Origin of the sequence: Leeuwenhoekiella aestuarii (genome assembly GCF_004104055.1) — a bacterium.
Lineage (GTDB): Bacteria > Bacteroidota > Bacteroidia > Flavobacteriales > Flavobacteriaceae > Leeuwenhoekiella > Leeuwenhoekiella aestuarii.
The window spans coordinates 1,017,246-1,036,068 of the sequence record NZ_QOVJ01000001.1 but is presented as its reverse complement, the minus strand read 5'-3'; the positions used below and the strand labels follow the sequence as shown (position 1 = coordinate 1,036,068).

Annotated in this window: 17 protein-coding genes; 12 read left to right on the top strand and 5 right to left on the bottom strand. The window is 38.5% G+C overall.

Translation table 11 applies throughout. The features are described 5' to 3' along the window. Together DSM03_RS04670 and DSM03_RS04665 are read left to right on the top strand one after the other, a co-directional pair. Positions 1-1,644 carry a sulfatase family protein gene (locus DSM03_RS04670; protein ID WP_128759833.1) on the top strand — a complete coding sequence of 548 codons (1,644 nt, stop codon included), beginning with the start codon at positions 1-3 and terminating at the stop codon, positions 1,642-1,644. A gap of 80 nt (positions 1,645-1,724) precedes the next feature. Beyond that, positions 1,725-2,564, top strand: coding sequence for an endonuclease/exonuclease/phosphatase family protein (locus tag DSM03_RS04665; protein WP_128759832.1), 840 nt, complete (start codon positions 1,725-1,727; stop codon positions 2,562-2,564). Between the two features lie 208 nt (positions 2,565-2,772). Here DSM03_RS04665 and DSM03_RS04660 read toward each other — a convergent pair whose 3' ends face one another. Beyond that, positions 2,773-3,384: a DEAD/DEAH box helicase gene (locus tag DSM03_RS04660; protein ID WP_128759831.1), complete on the bottom strand. Its 612-nt coding sequence runs from the start codon at positions 3,382-3,384 to the stop codon at positions 2,773-2,775. Positions 3,385-3,548: 164 nt separating this feature from the next. Here DSM03_RS04660 and DSM03_RS04655 point away from each other — a divergent pair, with 164 nt between their 5' ends. Further along, positions 3,549-5,921: a S9 family peptidase gene (locus DSM03_RS04655; RefSeq protein ID WP_128759830.1), complete on the top strand. Its 2,373-nt coding sequence runs from the start codon at positions 3,549-3,551 to the stop codon at positions 5,919-5,921. A 41-nt stretch (positions 5,922-5,962) separates the two neighbouring features. Here DSM03_RS04655 and DSM03_RS04650 read toward each other — a convergent pair whose 3' ends face one another. The 3 genes from DSM03_RS04650 to mgrA all read right to left on the bottom strand — a co-directional run bounded on the left by DSM03_RS04650 (position 5,963) and on the right by mgrA (position 8,935). Then, positions 5,963-6,760, bottom strand: a complete 798-nt coding sequence (locus DSM03_RS04650) for a DUF1206 domain-containing protein (RefSeq protein WP_128759829.1) — start codon at positions 6,758-6,760, stop codon at positions 5,963-5,965. Between the two features lie 187 nt (positions 6,761-6,947). Further along, positions 6,948-7,823, bottom strand: coding sequence for a phosphatase PAP2 family protein (locus DSM03_RS04645; protein WP_128759828.1), 876 nt, complete (start codon positions 7,821-7,823; stop codon positions 6,948-6,950). A 110-nt stretch (positions 7,824-7,933) separates the two neighbouring features. Then, complete coding sequence (gene mgrA / locus DSM03_RS04640) at positions 7,934-8,935, bottom strand: L-glyceraldehyde 3-phosphate reductase (protein ID WP_128759827.1); 1,002 nt, start codon at positions 8,933-8,935, stop codon at positions 7,934-7,936. A gap of 265 nt (positions 8,936-9,200) precedes the next feature. Between mgrA and DSM03_RS04635 the strand changes: the two genes are divergently transcribed. From DSM03_RS04635 to DSM03_RS04615, 5 genes are read left to right on the top strand one after another with little or no spacing between them, the layout of a single operon-like run. Next, complete coding sequence (locus DSM03_RS04635; RefSeq protein WP_128759826.1) at positions 9,201-11,627, top strand: TonB-dependent receptor; 2,427 nt, start codon at positions 9,201-9,203, stop codon at positions 11,625-11,627. A gap of 10 nt (positions 11,628-11,637) precedes the next feature. Further along, a complete protein-coding gene (locus DSM03_RS04630) occupies positions 11,638-12,357 on the top strand; it encodes a DUF4198 domain-containing protein (protein ID WP_128759825.1) in 720 nt (239 codons plus the stop codon). Further along, on the top strand, positions 12,354-12,635 hold the full coding sequence (locus tag DSM03_RS04625; RefSeq protein ID WP_128759824.1) for a DUF3325 family protein: 282 nt from the start codon (positions 12,354-12,356) through the stop codon (positions 12,633-12,635). Before DSM03_RS04630 ends, DSM03_RS04625 begins: the two co-directional genes overlap by 4 nt. 3 nt (positions 12,636-12,638) lie before the next feature. After that, positions 12,639-12,941 carry a hypothetical protein gene (locus tag DSM03_RS04620; RefSeq protein ID WP_128759823.1) on the top strand — a complete coding sequence of 101 codons (303 nt, stop codon included), beginning with the start codon at positions 12,639-12,641 and terminating at the stop codon, positions 12,939-12,941. A 3-nt stretch (positions 12,942-12,944) separates the two neighbouring features. Beyond that, on the top strand, positions 12,945-14,504 hold the full coding sequence (locus tag DSM03_RS04615) for a PepSY-associated TM helix domain-containing protein (protein WP_128759822.1): 1,560 nt from the start codon (positions 12,945-12,947) through the stop codon (positions 14,502-14,504). On the opposite strand, the gene DSM03_RS04610 is transcribed toward DSM03_RS04615, so the two are convergent. After that, positions 14,491-15,333, bottom strand: a complete 843-nt coding sequence (locus tag DSM03_RS04610; protein WP_128759821.1) for a DUF6252 domain-containing protein — start codon at positions 15,331-15,333, stop codon at positions 14,491-14,493. The two genes, DSM03_RS04615 and DSM03_RS04610, sit on opposite strands and share 14 nt — an antisense overlap. Positions 15,334-15,509: 176 nt before the next feature. Here DSM03_RS04610 and DSM03_RS04605 point away from each other — a divergent pair, with 176 nt between their 5' ends. The 4 genes from DSM03_RS04605 (at position 15,510) to DSM03_RS04590 (ending at position 18,783) form a co-directional block, all read left to right on the top strand. Beyond that, a complete protein-coding gene (locus DSM03_RS04605) occupies positions 15,510-16,052 on the top strand; it encodes a 30S ribosomal protein S16 (RefSeq protein ID WP_128759820.1) in 543 nt (180 codons plus the stop codon). 11 nt (positions 16,053-16,063) lie between these two features. Next, on the top strand, positions 16,064-16,588 hold the full coding sequence (gene rimM, locus DSM03_RS04600; protein ID WP_128759819.1) for a ribosome maturation factor RimM: 525 nt from the start codon (positions 16,064-16,066) through the stop codon (positions 16,586-16,588). A gap of 144 nt (positions 16,589-16,732) precedes the next feature. After that, complete coding sequence (locus DSM03_RS04595) at positions 16,733-17,461, top strand: tRNA1(Val) (adenine(37)-N6)-methyltransferase (RefSeq protein WP_236638708.1); 729 nt, start codon at positions 16,733-16,735, stop codon at positions 17,459-17,461. Positions 17,462-17,604: 143 nt separating this feature from the next. After that, positions 17,605-18,783, top strand: a complete 1,179-nt coding sequence (locus DSM03_RS04590; RefSeq protein ID WP_128759818.1) for an acyl-CoA dehydrogenase family protein — start codon at positions 17,605-17,607, stop codon at positions 18,781-18,783. Positions 18,784-18,823 lie beyond the last annotated feature (40 nt).

Genomic DNA, 18,823 nt, shown 5'->3' with positions numbered 1-18,823 from the left:
ATGAAAACTGTTCTTTCTGCTCTATTCCTGGCGTTCACGCTAGTTTGCTGTAAGGAAGCCCAAAAAAAACAGGAGGTTGCCGAAGCTCAACCTAAAAAGCCCAATATTATCTTTATCATGTCTGATGATCACGCATTTCAGGCAATAAGTGCATATAATCATCCTGTAAGTCAACTGGCTCCTACCCCTAACATTGATCGCATTGCAGATCAGGGTATGCGTATGAATCGGGCCTATGTAACCAACTCTATTTGCGGTCCCAGCCGGGCGGTAATCTTAACGGGTAAGCACAGTCACATCAACGGTTTCCGGCAAAATGGCGATCGCTTTGATGGCGATCAACCTACGCTTCCTAAAAAGCTAAAAGAATTGGGTTACACCACAGCAATGCTGGGAAAATGGCATTTACACGGCTATCCACAAGGCTTTGATTACTGGAACATCATCAAAGATCAGGGGAATTACTACAATCCCGATTTTATTAAAGAAGGAGACACCACACGCATAGAGGGCTATGCGACAGATATCATTACCGAAGATGCTCTGCAATGGCTGAGCAAGCAACGCGATACCACAAAGCCCTTTTTTATGATGGTGCATCATAAGGCACCACATCGCAATTGGATGCCGGCTTTACGACATACAACCAAATACGATTCGGTCACGTTCCCTTTGCCGGACACCTATTTTACAGATCACGCTAGTTCACTTGCTTCCAAAGAGCAATTGCAAACGGTTTATAAAGATATGTATGAGGGGTACGATCTGAAGATGACCAAAAAAATAGGTAGCCCGGAGTTGGCGCATAATCCATGGACTACCGATTTTAACCGAATGACTCCTGCGCAACGCGAAGCCTGGGACAAAGCCTACCAACCTAAAAATGATACTTTTCATAAAGCTGATTTACACGGCAGAGCCCTTGATGAATGGAAAGGCCAGCGGTATTTGCGCGATTATATGGCAACTATTGCAGCGGTAGATGAGGGCGTAGGCCAGATTCTTGATTATCTGGAAGCTCACAATCTGGATGAAAATACCATTGTAGTGTACACCTCAGATCAGGGATTTTATCTGGGCGAAAAAGGATTTTTCGATAAGCGTTTTATGTATGAAGAGTCATACCGAACGCCTCTTCTGATTAAATACCCCAAAGCCATCAAAGCCGGAAGCCACAGCGACGCTTTAATACAAAACCTTGATTTTGCACAAACCTTTTTAGATTATTCTGAAGGGGATTCTCTGGCGATTGATATGCAGGGGCAATCGTTAAGACCAGTTCTCGAGCAACAAATAGCCGACACCGATTTTAGGGATGTACTCTACTACCATTATTACGATTTTCCGGCATTTCATATGGTTAAGAAACACTACGGAATAAGTACCAGACGTTATAAACTGATGCATTTTTACGACGATATTGATACCTGGGAGTTTTACGATTTGGAAAGCGATCCGCAGGAAGCTCAAAATAAAATTAACGATCCCGCCTATACTGATATCATTGCGGACTTGCATCAAAAGCTGGACTCAATTCAGGAAGCTTATGGTGTTACTGAAAAAGAATTTGAGCAAGCTCCTAAAAAACAAGTAGATCAGGCCTATAGAAACTTTGATCGCTTGCGAGGCACACCTATGGAGTAGTATTTAATATTCTCATAACTTGTACTTCTCAGTTTAATGATGACATTTGTTCTAATTTCGCTATAAATACAATCTAAAATATGAAATCATTTCTCTCCTTATTAAGTCTGCTTTTTTGCCTGAATTTACTAAACGCACAAGAGTTGGGTTTAATGACCTACAACATCAGAATGGCTACCGAATCTGACGGTGCTGACGCGTGGAGTAAGCGCAAAGAATTTTTAACCGATCAGGTTTTATTTTATGCTCCAGATGTAATGGGAGTACAAGAGGCTTTACCTGAACAAATGGATTATTTAACTAATAATCTTACCGGTTATAAACACGTGGGTGTGGGTAGAGAAGGTAAGAACAAAGGGGAGTTTTCTGCGATTTTTTACAATGCTTCAACAGTAAAAGAATTAGATCACGATACATTCTGGTTATCTGAAACACCAGAAAAAATATCAACCGGATGGGATGCTGCATTACCGCGTATTTGCACTTATGCTCTTTTTAAGGATAAAAAATCTGGTGAAAAGTTTTATGTTTTCAACACGCATTTTGACCACGTAGGTATTGAAGCGCGTAAAAATGCAGCTGCGCTCATTCTTAAAAAAATAAACGAACTCAATCCTAAAAACTATTCGGCATTTGTAATGGGAGACTTAAATCTAGAACCAGACAGTACTCCTATCGCTGTTTTAAAAGCCGAATTAGATGATACTTTTGAACTTGCCCCTAACGGATCTTTTGGTCCAACGGGTACTTTTAATGGCTTCAAATTCAATGAACCGGTTACCAAAAGAATAGATTATATTTTTCAGAAAAAAACAAATTCTTCTAAAGTCCTTAAGCACGCAACGCTGAGCGATTCTAAAGATTTACATTACGCTTCAGACCATTTACCGGTTTACGCTTTGATAGACTTGAAGCCTTAAATTTTTGAATTATATAATCAAAATCAAAAAACTAATGCTATTTTTGTCTAATCATTAAGAAATAACCGCAGCTTTCAGCTGTATCTTTATAAAGAAGTTGTGTTGTTTCCGAAGTGATTCGGAAACTGGTTTTGTAGTGAAACCTTTGAGAAGCTTTACCTTTACTGGTGAGGCTTTTTTGTTTTTAGAGAATATTAAAAAATAAATTTTACGATTTAATGATCTCTGCGTTAAACATAAAACTATCTAACCACCGCTCATAACGCTTATCAAATTTTTCTGCAAAAATGAGATACTGGCATTTACCTATACTTTCTGGAGTGCGTGTAACTTCGGCTAGGTTACTGTCTCTAAAAATGAATCCTGCATCTTCTATAATACACATTTGCAGTTTATTCAGGTTGATTCCGTTTAAGTAAAAAATCTTATTCAGTCGTTTTGGAGTCGCAATAACGATATCTGTACCGTTATAAATCTCATCCCGCTGATCGTCTATATTCTTTTCATCATAAGCACAATAAACACGCAGATCAGTCCCTTGTGTATACCCGTGAAATTCAGATTCAAGATCTAAAGCTGCTTGCTTGTCTTTTACAAAAATGAGAACGCGCGGCGCATCTTCAAAAGCCTTCCCTTTTAATTTCTGAATCGTGCTGATAACAATTGTAGTGGTCTTACCAGAACCTTCTGGAGCGATCGCAAACATGCTTATGCCTCCTTTTATTTTTGATAAGATCTTTTTCTGAAAAGGTAGTGGAGCTGTAAAACCTTTGCGCTGTACAGCATCTTTTAAAGGCTCTATTAATTTTTTAAACGACATAGCTTGTAATTCCTGAATGAGCGCAAATATAGTCGAAATAAAAAGGGTGCTTACCCATTAGCAAGTTTATAAATTATACGCCTCATTTTTAAATTATCGTGATCAATAGATTCTATAACAATTCTGTAACTTACCGATGATTTTTAAATTTCAATGACACCTTTATGAACAGACCTTTACACCTAATGCTCATCGCTTTTTTTGTACTGAGTAACTGTGCCCTCTTTGCCCAGACCAGCTCATTATCTGTAGAAAAAATAATGCAAGACCCCAAGTGGATGGGGACTTTTCCGGAGCGCATTAACTGGGGTTCACAGAGTAAAACCATTTACTTTGATTATAATCCTGACAAAAATCCTTCAGATAGTTTGTATAAAATAAGTGTAAACAATCTGGACAACATTGAAAAGGTAAGCCTTGCAGAACGCAAAAATATGACCGGCCCTTATGGCACCTGGAATGCAGATCACACTAAAAAATTATATACCGAAGACGGAGCGCTTTATGTGTACGATCTAAAAAAAGATCGGTCGCAACAACTGATCGATCTAGGGGGACGTTTAGGGAACCCTACTTTTTTAGCTAATGAAAATCAAATCGCTTTTGAATTTGAAAATAATGCTTATGTCTTTGATACTGAAGACGGAAATATTGAAAAACTAACTAAAATCAAAGAAGAAAAAGCACCGGAGGAACGCGAGAAAAAAAGCTCTGAAAAAGACAAGTGGTTAAAGGAAGAAAACCTTAGCCTTTTACAAATAGTACGCAAGCGTGAAGAACAAGATTCTCTTTCTAAAGCATATCGGAAGATGACTGCAGATCCTGAACCCTATACGTTTTATGCAGGAGATTGGTCTGTAGGTGGTTTACAAGTTGCTCCAAAAGCAGATTTTGTAACGCTGGTGCTGATGAAACGTGATCGTGGTGAAAGCACCAATGTACCTAACTATGTTGACGCCAGCGGATATACTGAAGATCTGCGGGCGCGCAGTAAAGTAGGTGATGACAAAACCGAAGTGACTCTCGCGGTTTACAACATCAAAAAAGATACGGCTTATTATGTAGATACGTCAAAGCTACCGGGAATTAAAGATTTACCCGATTATACAAAAGATTATCCGGATAAAGAATGGGAAGAAAAAGAGCGTGAGGTTATTGTTTCTCAAGCTACCTTCTCAGATGATGGCAGCAAAGCCCTTGTAAATATCAGATCAAAAGACAACAAAGATCGCTGGATCGCCCTATTAAATCTAGAAGACGGAAGTCTTAAAACCTTAGACCGTCAACGGGACGAGGCCTGGATTGCCGGCCCGGGAATTGGTTGGTCTTTTGGTGGCGGAACACTCGGCTGGTTACCTGATAACAAGCATATTTACTTTCAGTCTGAGGCAAGTGGTTACTCCCATTTATATGTTTTAGATGTAAACAACGGAACAAAAAAAGCTTTAACCGAAGGTGAGTATGAAGTCTTTGATCCGTTTTTGTCTAAGGATAAAAAATCCTGGTTTTTAACAACTTCAGAAGTTGATCCCGGCGAACGTCATTTTTACAAAATGCCGCTTATGGGGGGCAAAATGCAAAAACTTACTAATCTCCCTGGAAAAAATGAAGTAAGCCTTTCACCAGACGAGAAATATATGGCTATTCGTAACTCTTTCAGCAATAAGCCCTGGGAATTGTATTTTAAGAAAACCGGTTCAAAAAGTGACGCACAGCAACTTACTTCAGGACAATCTGAAGCATTTAAAGCCTATGACTGGCGTGTACCCAAAAACATAACTTTTAAAGCAGATGATGGGGCTATGGTTCCGGCGCGATTGTATGTACCCGAAGCTTCGGTAAAAAATAATGCAGCCGTGGTTTTTGTTCACGGTGCCGGTTATCTGCAAAATGCGCATAAGTGGTGGTCAACCTATTTTAGAGAATATATGTTTAATAACATGTTGACTGATCTGGGTTATACAGTAATTGACATTGATTACCGGGCAAGCTCAGGTTATGGTAGAGATTGGAGAACCGGTATTTACCGCCATATGGGTGGAAAAGATCTTTCTGATCAGGTTGACGGAGTAGAATATTTAATCGAAAACTATGGTATAGATCCGGAAAAAGTAGGCGTTTATGGCGGAAGCTATGGGGGTTTTATCACACTTATGGCCTTATTCAATGAACCGGAAACTTTTAAAGCAGGAGCTGCTTTACGCTCGGTGACAGACTGGGCGCATTACAACCATGGCTATACTGCAAATATTCTTAACGAACCTACTCAAGATCCTATTGCTTACAAACGTTCTTCGCCTATTTATTTCGCCGAAGGATTAAAAGGAGATCTATTAATTGAGCACGGCATGGTAGATACTAATGTACATTTTCAAGATGTGGTGCGGCTAACACAACGCTTAATTGAGCTGGGTAAAGACAATTGGGAGCTTGCAGTCTATCCGGTAGAAAGCCACGGTTTTGTAGAGCCGAGCAGCTGGACTGATGAATACAAACGTATTTTAAAATTGTTTAATGAAAGTCTGCTGGATAAATAATTCAGCTTTTAATCAGATAATCATAACCCGATGGTGTAAAGCTATCGGGTTTTATTTTGTGCCATATCTATGCGCCGATAGCGCACTTCGATAAAAACATAAAACGAGTAGATGATAAAACCTATAGCGATCATTCCTAAAATAAAACTACCAAATGCATATTGCATAAAAGAGAATGCAGCTTCTTTATTAGCGCTGGAAATATCCTGATTGGTATACGCCGTATCCATAAGCAATAATGCTGCAATCCCAACTGTAACGCCTCTTACAGCATACCCAATTCTACCACAAGCTACCACCCATTTTTGATATTCAACCGGAATTTTATCGTATTCTATCGTCTTTTTAAATATTCCGGAAATTGAGATGTAAAATTCATTTAGTGTAGCTCCAAGCATTCCTAATCCCACACCTACTACAGCAATCTGAGCAAGTCTCGTATGCAATAAATCTTGAAATTTAGAATTGGTAATCCAGTCTATTCCATCAGAAAAAAACGCAACTTGTATGGCTTTGAAAGCTAAAAAGCCATAAACAAGACCGCCAAAACAAAAACCGATGCGCTGTCCAATCCCGATTATACTTGTTCCGTAACCTTCATTATCTGCAAAAGTCTCATACACCCTCCAAAATAAATAACCTAAAAGACCAGCGGCCCAAAGAATGAGAATGGCTTTGCCAAACTCATGCTTAGCAAGAACATTCATCAATGTAAAACTCCCGGCTTTAAAGCCACCAAGACCAAAGGCTTCCATAGCGGTCACAATGCCAATTGCCAGAAAAAGTATAGCCTTAGCAAACAGTCCCGAACGGGCGTATATATTTCGTTTTGAGCTCAAGTTGGTAGGGAAGATTAAAACTGATTGGGTTTAAAAGTACTAAAGACTAACTGAGCTGAGTGCTAAAAAGCTGTTATTTAATTAGGTAAAATACCTCGAGGCAAGTCTACAAGGCATTCGTTAAAAACAAATTTTCTATTTCGAAGCGAACTTCGGTTCATTAAATCCTATGGTAGTGCTAATAAATTTAGAATTGAAAAACTACACCTAGCTGGTTTCCGCCAAAAGTAAGATTCCATTCAAAATCTGATCTTGCAGCAGCCATTCCTGTATCTTCATTGTACTTCTTGTCGTATTTTTTATCCAGATACCTATCAATCGCTTCAACAATAAAAGCACTCATTGCCCAACTTAAAGCAACATCACTGGCCCAGTGTGCTTCTTCGTAAATTCTACTAAGGCCGGGGATCAATCCAACTGCGATGACACCACCTTTTACCCATTTGTTATCAAACTGTTTTGAAATGGTATAAGCAGTTGTAAATGTCAAAACCGCGTGCCCAGAAGGAAACGAACGGTATGCTGCAGAACCTCCATTCGGCTTAAAATGATGATTGCCAAAACCTGCTCCGGGACGTGCTCGACCAACTAATGTTTTACTCAATTGTTGAATAAAACCTGCAGCCGTAGCAGCAGAAATCATCAGAACTCCCGTGCGACGTAATTTTTCATTTTTAGTGATTAGACCGGTAAGATAAACCGCACCTGTAATTCCGTAATTATTTTGAGGAGCGCCCGCATAACGCCCATAATCCAATAAAACATCTGGTACATCATCTTTATGACTCAAAAAGTTTTGACGTATTTCATCATCTAATAAAAATAAGCCGGTAGTTCCCACAGCAACACCTCCCAATCTTAAAAAATCGTTCCCTTGCCAGTGCAAAGGTCTGGAGTATGCATAACCCACACCCCCAAAAACATTACCCATATCATAGGTAAAATAGTTCCAGATATTTTTCTCTGAAGGTGCTTCTGGTTTCTCAAACAAGTCATCTTGAGCGTTGGCGGTAAAGACACTTAAAATACTTATAAAGCAAATTGAAAAGATAATTCTAAGCATAGGAATGCGTTGATGTATTAATAAACTGAACTTTTATCAAAAAATAGTTAAGCTTAGAGTCGGTAGAAATAAGATAGTATTACAAAAGTGCATTACACAAAATATAAAAATCAACTTTGTAGGATTTCTTCGATAGCAACTAGTTCTTGCTCAGAAAATTCAAGGTTATTTAATGCATCAATATTATCTTGTAATTGAGATACCCGGCTTACTCCAACAAGCACAGAGGTCACCCTTTTATCTTTAAGAAGCCAGGCAATCGCCATTTGAGCCAAACTTTGCTCACGCTCTTCAGCAAAAGCATTAAGCTTCTCAACCTTATTTAAAATTTCAGGTGTAATTCGATCTTCAGACAAATAAATAGAATTCGCAGCACGAGAATTTTCAGGAATCCCCTTGAGATATTTATTAGTAAGTAAACCTTGCTGTAAAGGTGAAAAAACCACACTACCCATGCCGTTATCTTCTAACGCATTGAGCAAGCCCCCTTCTACCCAGCGATCAAACATATTATAACGGGGCTGATGTACAAGAAATGGAGTTCCCAGATCTTTTAAAATCGCAGAAGATTCACGGGTACGTTGCGCATCATAATTAGAAATACCCACATATAAAGCTTTACCTGAACGCACCAGATGATCTAATGCTCCCATAGTTTCTTCCAGAGGAGTTTCGGGGTCTGGACGGTGATGATAAAAAACATCTACATAATCTAAGCCCATGCGTTTAAGTGACTGATCACAGCTTGCAATTAGATATTTTCTAGAGCCAAAATTACCATAAGGGCCCAGCCACATATCATAACCTGCTTTTGAAGAAATAAAAAGCTCATCCCGATACGGTTTAAAATCTTCTTTAAAAATTCGTCCAAAGTTAGTTTCTGCTGAACCATAAGGAGGCCCATAATTATTAGCAAGGTCAAAATGCGTTATACCGCTGTCAAAGGCTGTTCTTAGAATAGATCTTCCGTTAGTTAGATCTGCTGCATCCCCAAAGTTGTGCCATAAACCCAAAGAAATCATGGGTAGTTTTACACCACTATTTCCACAACGCCGATATTGCATAGATTCATAACGATTAGGATCAGCGGTAAATGTTTCTTGAATATTCATAACCTATATTTAGTAATGTTTAAATATACTATTAATGCAGTTCTTCTTATTCTATACTTAACGTAATCTAAAATTTAAAGACTGTTGATTCACATCAACCACAATACAAATCAATTCATAATAAAACGTTAAAGTGGGCTCGTAAAAAATTATCAGTCAACACATTTAAAGTCATTATCTAAATTAAGTCTAAATAACCTTTGTTCTTTTAAACTCCCCATGTACATTTGCAAAAAATATCTATTTTAATTTAATCTAAATAACGATGCGTATTTTAATAAGCGTATTAATTTTACTGGGCTTTTCACTAAGTCTATCCGCTCAGAATATAAAAGTGACCGGCTCTGTAGCAGATTATTACAACCAACCTTTATCTGGAGCAACTATAGAACTCTCAAATACGACTTTAGGTACCACTACAGATAGCTCTGGTAGTTTCACGTTGAGTAATATCCCCGCCGGAAGTCATAAACTAATTATTTCATACGTTGGTTTTATAAACAAAACTGTTGATATAACAGCATCTAAAAACACAACTCAAAACCTTGGTAATTTCAAACTTCAACAAAACCAGGAGCAGTTAGGCGTTGTAAGTATAAATGGTAAAAGGCACAATAAGTTCACCAGAGAAAAAAGCGTAAGTGTTTCTAAAATGCCACTTGCTGACATAGAAAATCCTCAGGTTTACAATACAATTACCTCTAGTTTACTTGAAGAACAAATTGTCACGAATTTTGATGATGCTTTAAAAAATGCTCCCGGAATTGATAAGCTCTGGGAATCTACAGGCAGAGGAAGCGACGGAGCCGGCTATTTTGCTTTACGTGGTTTTGCTGTACAGCCTAATTTGGTTAACGGACTTCCTGCACTTACCAACGGCAGTCCTGACCCGGCAAACATGGAACGTATTGAGGTTATAAAAGGCCCTTCTGGGACGCTGTACGGAAGCAGCCTGATTTCTTACGGAGGTTTAATTAACATCACTACAAAAAAACCGTATTACGGTTTTGGAGGTTCTGTTGCTTATACTTCAGGAAGCTACGGTTTAAACCGCGTGACTGCAGATGTAAATACAAATTTAAGTGATAAAAAAAATATTGCTTTACGTATAAATACAGCATATCATACCCAGAACAGCTATCAAGATGCAGGATTCAGAAAATCTTTCTTCTTTGCGCCTTCTTTATCGTATACAGTTAATGACCGCCTTTCATTTTTTATAAATACAGAATTCTATAAAGGAAAAAGCACAAACCAAACGATGCTGTTTTTAGATCGTAGCGCTCCATTACGCGTGAATACGATTGACGAGTTGGGCTATGACATCAGCCGTTCTTATACGAGCAACGATCTTTATATTGAAACTCCCACTTATACCTTTCAAGGTCAAATGAATTATCAGTTGAGTAATAATTGGACTTCACAAACAGCATTCTCTCGCTCTAATTCAAAATCTGATGGATATTACTCGTATTTATATGAAGGGACACAATTTACTACACTAGAGGAAGGTATTCTTTTAGCACGCTATATCAGCAAACAAAACTCTGAAACTATTGCAACAGATATACAACAGAATTTTATAGGTGATTTTAGAATAGGTTCGCTTAGAAACCGAATGGTTGTAGGTCTTGATTATTTACACACAAACGTGATTAACAACAGCTCGCCTTATATCACAAATGGAAACATTTATATTGGCACTAATTTACAAGAGTTTAATGAGGAAGTTCTAGGAATCACAGATGCTACCAACTATACCGACGATTCTGGGGTTTTAACTCAGGCTGGCACAGATGCCTTACTCGCAAACAGCACCATCAATCCATCAAAAACCGAACAGGAAATATTTAGCGCTTATGCATCAGATGTAATCAATCTGTTGCCAGAACTTTCTGCAATGGCAAGCTTGCGCATAGACCACTTTAGTAACGCAGACCATACACAGACTGCACTTTCGCCTAAATTCGGTTTGGTGTATCAGCCTATATTGAATAAGGTTTCGGTATTTGTCAATTATATGAACGGCTTTAGCAATGTTGCGCCAGTTGATGAATTAACTGATGGGGTTATTAGCAACAGAGCTCTTGATCCTGAGCATGCCAATCAATTTGAAGCAGGTACAAAATTCAATCTTCTAAAAGGCAGACTTAGCGCGACCTTGAGTTATTATGACATTAAGGTTAAAGACCGTGCTTTACGTATAGATGTAGATGCTAACAATTATTTCTACACACAAGACGGGACTCAGGAGAGCAAAGGTTTTGAAGCGAGTTTTGTAGCCAATCCTGTAGATGGGTTTAACATTGTTGCCGGTTATAGCTATAATGATAGTGAGCTTACAGAAGGTGATGCAGATTTTGTAGGCTTACGACCAGAAAGCGCAGGACCTGAAAATCTAGCTAATTTATGGGCGAGTTATCAACTAACTTCTGGAAAGCTTGAAGGCTTTGGTCTAGGTTTTGGTGGTAACTATGCCAGCGAAAACAAGATCTTCAACCGAAATCTGGGCGGAACCTTTACTCTTCCTGAATATACAATCTTTAATGCTTCGGTATTTTACGGTACACCAGATTTCCGCATCAGCTTAAAACTAGACAATATCGCAAACAAAGAATATTTTAAAGGCTGGTCAACCATCAGCCCGCAAAACAAGCGCTCTTTATTAGCCAACTTCACCTATAATTTTTAAAAATCATATTATGAAAAACATAAAATACCTAGGTCTGTTTCTATTCCTTTTTATATCAAAGACTGCGTTTGCCCATTACTTATGGATAGAAACAAAGGCTACCGGAACACGACATCAAAAACAAGAGGTCAAGGTCTATTTTGGTGAGTATGCTTACGGAGTTATTGAAGAAGTGAGCGGTGATGCTTTTGCAGGCGTTGATGACTTTACCTTATGGTTAGTTGCTCCTTCTGGAGAAAAGACCGCTTTAAAGACAAATGCTCATAAAGATTATTATTCAGCAGAATTCATACCGAAAGAACAAGGAGGCTACCTTGTATTTCTTGAAAATCGAAACATAAACGTTTTAGATTATACAGAATATGATTTTGGAATCTTTAAACCCGAATATCAGGCTTTTCAGCAAATTCTTGTAGATACTGAAGCTCCCGTTGCAGTGGAAAAGTATTCTGAAGGTCTACTAATCAAAGAAATTTCTAATACTGCTGAAACTGTAAAGCTTCAGGTATTTTATAAGGGAACACCTTTAGCAGAAGGAGAGGCAACACTTTCTATGAAAGATTTATGGACTAAAAAATTAACTACAGACAAAGACGGTTATTTGAGTTTCAATAAGCCTTTTGAAACCAAGTACATTCTTGAAATAACGCATAACGAAGATGTGCCTGGTAAATTTAAGGATACAGATTATGAATTTATCTGGCATTGCGCAACCTTTTGTAACCTATGATTTTATTAGCTATTGTTCTTTTATTTGTTGGTTTTTATGCACTGTATTCTACATCAGATAAAATGCAAAGCAAAAAGAAAAAACTCATAGATAATGGTTTGTTTAAATACAGTAATCAACTTGTCAAAATCTGCGGGCTTGTCCTGTTGATTTTGGCATTTTCAGTATTTGTTATTGCGCTAGGTTGGGCGGCAGGTATATTTTCAGGTCTGGTTTGCCTGATGACTTTAGGCAGTCTTCTGGTTTTATTAACTCCATTAAATCTTTTAAAGAGATAATTTATGCCTGCAAATTCTAAATACCTCACACAATCTAGATGGCAGCGCTTTGGTAAAATTACAGCGGGTATTCTGGGCGGGTATTTTGTTGCACAGACTTTGCACCTCGCTGTGGCAGCTTACACCAGTCACATTGTAATTCTAATCACCTCAACATTCAGCCTTTTTATCATTTGGGCAGCTTTGTTAATCTGCGCTTTTTTAGCAAAAAACGCATGGAAAGTTTGGGGTATTTATTTAGGTATCTCTATCGTTCTTTCAATTTTAATTTATTTAGCTCCTCCTCTTCATCCCTTACCGGCATAAATTATGGGAAAACGTATTTATAATATTCTGTTTAATCTGCATACCGTAAGTGGCATCGTTATTAGTGTCGCTCTTTATGTGATATTTTTCACAGGTTCGTTTTCTTTTTTTAGAGATGATATTGTCGCCTGGGAACGCAGTGAAGAAGCCGTTAAAGAAGATTACCTGCCTCCCAATATCAATGAGATTTTAGAATATATTGACGACTCTTATGGTTTAGACGGACGAGATATCAACCTAAAGACTTATTACGCAGAACGTGCCATTGCCGTTAATCTAACGCCTTCAAAAGACAGCTTGGTTTCAGATAAAGCAAAACAAGGAGCTTTCTTTTATTTAGACCCTGTGAATTTTGAAGAGCAGTCATACGTTGAGTCGTATTCTTTAGGAGAATTCTTATATCGGCTTCACTTCTTTGCTCAGATTTATTATCCTGTAGGTTATTATCTTTCCGGTTTTGTTGCGTTCTTTTTTCTATTTGCCATCATCACCGGAGTTCTGATTCATTGGAAAAAGATCGTACCTAATTTTTATACCTTTCGCCCTTGGGCAAAACTTAAAACCATATGGACAGATGCGCATACAGCTCTGGGTATTTTAGGTTTGCCTTTTCAATTTATTCTTGCAGTCACCGGTGCTTTTTTTATGCTGAAAGCCCTTTTAATTGCGCCTAGCGTTATGGCGCTTTATGACGGAAATCAAGATCAATTGTATGAAGATTTAGAATTTAATAAAGCTACTTATGCATTTTCAAACCAAAAACTGAACGCACTTCCTAATATTGAAACTTATACCACACAAACCTTAGCCAAGTGGAATCATTTTAATCTGAATGAAATCTCCATAAGCAATTATGGGGATGCCAATATGCAGGTAACCTTAAATGGATTTTTAGATTATACCGAAAAATTCAATGCCCCCGGAAGCATAACTTTTAAACCTGAAACAAGCGAAACCACAATTTTAAAAGACCCTTACAAACCCGCGTCTTATTTAGATAGTGTAAAGAATGTTATGTTTAGATTGCATTTTGGTGATTATGGCGGTTATTTTCTACGCATTGTTTCGTTCATTCTGGGTATCCTCTCTTGTATCGTAATTATCTCGGGAGTACTTATTTGGCTTGTTGCCCGGGATCGCAAAAACCTTCCCGAGAACAAACGCCTTTTTTACAATAGAGTAGCCCGCATATATATGGCGATTTGTCTCAGTATGTATCCGGTTACAGCACTTACCTTTATTGCTGTAAAAGTTATCCAACCTGCGGGACAGTCTTTTTTATACTGGGTATATTTCGGCTCGTGGTTATTCTTAAGCATTTTCTTAATATTTAAGAAAGACCTCAAATTTATGAGCAATTTCTGTTTGCTAAGCGGTAGTATTATCGGCTTTTTAATCCCATTAGCGAATGGTATTTTTAGCGACTGCTGGTTCTGGGAACAATTTGCAATAGGTCACGTACAGATTGCATTTATAGACATCTTTTGGCTAGTTCTTGCTTTGCTGAGCCTTTTTGCATTCACAAAATCAAAATCTTCGACTAAAAAGATTAAAGGTAATTGAAACCAAAAGTTCCGCTGGTTACTTGAATAGTTGAATTTCCCTGAGCCGTAAAAGAAAAAGTACCTCCTACAGAACCGCTTGTAAAATTGTGAGAAGTGATGGTAAGCGTTCCCGTCACAATAGTAGTTGGGAAACCACTAAAATAATCTACCTGATAGTCGCTATTGCCAAAACCGGTAAGTTCATAAGTGCCCGGCTCAATATCCTTAGGAAAACGCAAACGAATATTTGCAGTATTGTTAGCACCTGTGCCTGTTATAAATTGCGAACCTGCAGAAGCACTTACACTTGGTGGTGAAAAGGGATTCCCATTAATTCTACAGAAGAAAGAAGTTGCAACCACATCATCTTCGACTATTGGAACTTCAGCAGTAAAAAAAGGCACCTCATAAAATACTCCTTTTGTAAAATAAACTTCTGTAGTGTCTATAACGCTCACCGCTCTAAAGCTAAATGTACCAGTATACGTACTGTCTTCAACACGCGATACAATTATCTGGCCTTCACCATCAAAGTCTGTATTAAAAATTTTTCCGGCTGAGTTGATATAAATAGCAGATGCCGGCGCATTGGGTTCCAGATCAAAAACACCTTCACCATAAACCGGTAAGTTGAATTGCACAGACTCCTCACCAAGAGTCCCAGATAATTTAACGGTACTTACTGAATTTGTTAAAGGAGAACCTTGCAACAACTCTACACGCTGCACATTTGATCTAAATAATACAGTATCTCTTATACCTTGTAAAGCCGGGGAGTTAAAAGTAATGTCATCAGAACACGAAAGCACTGTTAGTAGGCATATTAGAACCAAAATGTACTTTCTCATAACTTTACTTCAATTAAGAACTCAAATTTATAATTTTATAGGCTAAAAACATCTTGACAGCCAGAAAATTGTAGTATATTTGCGCCCTCATTTAGAGAAGCTATCTGCGACACCAAGTTATCAGATAGTAACTTATAAATTATAACCGGGGTCGGGTACCCCAAAAATTAATTTTTATGCCAGTAAAAATCAGATTGCAAAGACACGGTAAAAAAGGAAAACCTTTTTACTGGGTAGTAGCCGCAGACACGCGTGCTAAACGTGATGGTAAATTCTTAGAAAAACTAGGTATCTACAATCCAAACACAAACCCTGCGACTATTGAATTAGACGTGGATTCTTCAGTAAAATGGTTGCAAAACGGGGCACAGCCTACCGAAACTGCAAAACGTTTACTTTCTTACAAAGGAGCTTTACTTAAAAATCACCTTGCTGGTGGTGTACGTAAAGGTGCTTTAACAGAAGAGCAAGCAGAAGAGAAATTTAATGCTTGGGTTGAAGAAAAAGCTTCTCAAGTTGAAGCTAAAAAAGAAGGTCTTACTAAGGCTCAGGAAAAAGCTCGTAAAGAGGCTTTAGCTGCTGAAAAAGCAGTTAATGAAGCTCGTATCGCTGCTGCACAACCTGAAGAAGAAGTAGCTGAAGAGGCTGCTCCTGAAGCAGAAGCTGCAACAGAAGAAGCTCCTGCTGCTGAAGAAAACAACGAAGAAGAAGCTAAATAAATCTATTCACGATGCGCAAAGAAGAATGTTTCTATCTGGGCAAAATCGTGCGAAAATTTAGCTTTAAGGGTGAGTTACTAGCAAAGCTAGACACAGACGAACCCGAAATGTATGAAGAACTGGAATCAGTATTTGTCGATTTTAACGGCAATCTGGTTCCTTTTTTTATACGTGCAAGCCAGTTGCACAAGTCTACTTTACTTCGCATAGATTTTGAAGATGTAAATACCGAAGAAGATGCAGATGACCTCATCAATGCAGAATTGTATTTACCGCTGTCTATGCTTCCGCAATTAGAGGGCAATCAGTTTTATTACCACGAGATCATAGGTTTTAAAGTAAATGATATTTACTTTGGAGAAGTAGGCACGATCACCGGTGTTAATGATAATACGGCTCAAGCTCTTTTTGAAATTGATCATAACGGAAAAGAGGTTCTTATCCCTGTAAATGACGATTTTATCAAGAAGGTTGACCGGACTACAAAAACCATTACCCTCGATACGCCGGAAGGATTGATCGCTATTTATTTGTAATCCTATTGGTCTTATCTGCGTGAGGGATAGCAATGTAAAGCCCACAGGCAAGCAATAGCATGCCGAGGACTTGAAGCGGATAGCCCGACCCGACAGGGTCATGCCAAAAACATTAAACACCCTCTTATTTTAAAGTTTTTATTTGTGTCAAAACCCTTTCAATTCAAACAATTTAAGATAGAGCAAGATCGCTGTGCAATGAAAATAGGTACAGACGGTGTATTACTGGGAGCCTGGACTCGTATTGATCAGAAACCCGATTCTATTCTAGATATCGGTACGGGCACAGGAGTTATTGCGCTGATGCTTGCACAACGCTGCAGCGCTGACCTTGTTGACGCTTTAGAACTTGATGAGGATGCGTATGAGCAGGCTGTAGAAAACTTTGAACAATCGCCCTGGGGTGACCGCCTATTTTGCTATCACGCACATTTGTATGAGTTTGCCACAGAAATAGAAGACACATATGACCTAATCGTATGTAATCCACCTTTTTTTGAAGGCTCTGTTGCCTTACAAGAAGAGCAAACTAACTCAAAAGCTCGAGTGAATGCCCGCTTTGAAGAGTCGATGCCTTTTGACTTACTTGTTGCTTCGGTAAACCAACTTTTAAATCCTGAAGGAATTTTTTCAGTAATTATTCCGCGAATGCGTGAAGAAGAATTTATAAAAATTGCTGCTCAAGCTAATTTATATCCCAGCCACATCACACACGTAAAAGGTAATCCTGAAGTTGTATCAAAGCGTTCTATAATAGAATTCTCCCGCAAGCAAAATTCAATCAATAAAGACGAACTCATAATTGAAACAACAAGGCATCAGTACACCCAAGAATACATTGATCTTGTTGAAGATTTTTATATAAAAATGTAATCTGTTTTTAATTTCTTATTGAAAAATCAAAAGAATTGTTTCTGTTGCATTAGCAAAATGCTAAATTTAGATAGTTACGAGATACATTCATTAACGCATTAGTAATCGTAACGCTAAATGTTATCATTTTCAACAAGCACCTTATGAAACCTGATCTTTTTGAAGCTCCTGATTATTACAACTTAGACGATCTTTTAACCGAAGAACACAAACTCGTGCGTACCGCTGCCCGGGATTGGGTAAAGCGTGACGTCTCTCCCATTATTGAAGAAGCCGCTCAAAAAGCAGAATTTCCTAAAGAAATCATTAAAGGTCTTGCTGAAATTGGTGCCTTTGGTCCCTACATCCCTGAAGAATATGGCGGTGCCGGTTTAGATCAAATCAGTTATGGGTTGATTATGCAAGAGATTGAGCGCGGGGATAGCGGCGTGCGTTCTACAGCTTCAGTACAATCTTCTCTGGTGATGTATCCTATTTATAAATTTGGCTCTGAAGAACAGCGTAAAAAGTTTTTACCAAAACTCGCCAGTGGAGAGTTCATTGGATGTTTTGGCCTTACCGAGCCTGATCATGGTTCTAATCCGGGAGGGATGGTTACCAATTTTAAAGACAAAGGCGATCATTACTTACTTAACGGGGCAAAAATGTGGATTTCTAATGCGCCCTTCGCTGATGTCGCTGTAGTATGGGCAAAAGATGAAAGTGGTCGCATACACGGTTTATTAGTAGAACGTGGGATGGAAGGTTTTTCTACCCCCACAACCCATAACAAATGGTCTTTAAGAGCTAGTGCCACTGGTGAGCTGATCTTTGACAATGTAAAAATTCCGAAAGAAAATCTGCTTCCGAATAAATCTGGTCTGGGCGCTCCATTGATGTGCTTAGACTCGGCTCGTTTTGGAATTGCCTGGGGTGCTATAGGCGCAGCGATGGACTGTTATGACACGGCTTTACGCTATGCAAAAGAAAGGCATCAGTTTGGAAAACCCATCGGAGCATTTCAACTTCAACAAAAAAAGCTTGCAGAGATGATCACCGAAATTACCAAAGCTCAACTTCTTGCTTGGCGTTTGGGATCGCTAAGAAATGAAGACAAAGCAACCTCCTCACAAATATCTATGGCTAAGCGAAATAACGTTGAAATGGCATTAAAGATAGCTCGGGAATCTCGTCAAATTCTGGGAGGAATGGGCATCACTGGTGAGTACAGTATTATGCGTCATATGATGAATTTAGAAAGCGTTATCACTTACGAAGGAACCCATGATATTCATTTACTCATAACCGGTATGGATATCACCGGATTAAATGCATTTAAATAATAGTTTTAATAGCGAAATCAAGGGTTAAAATAGCATATAG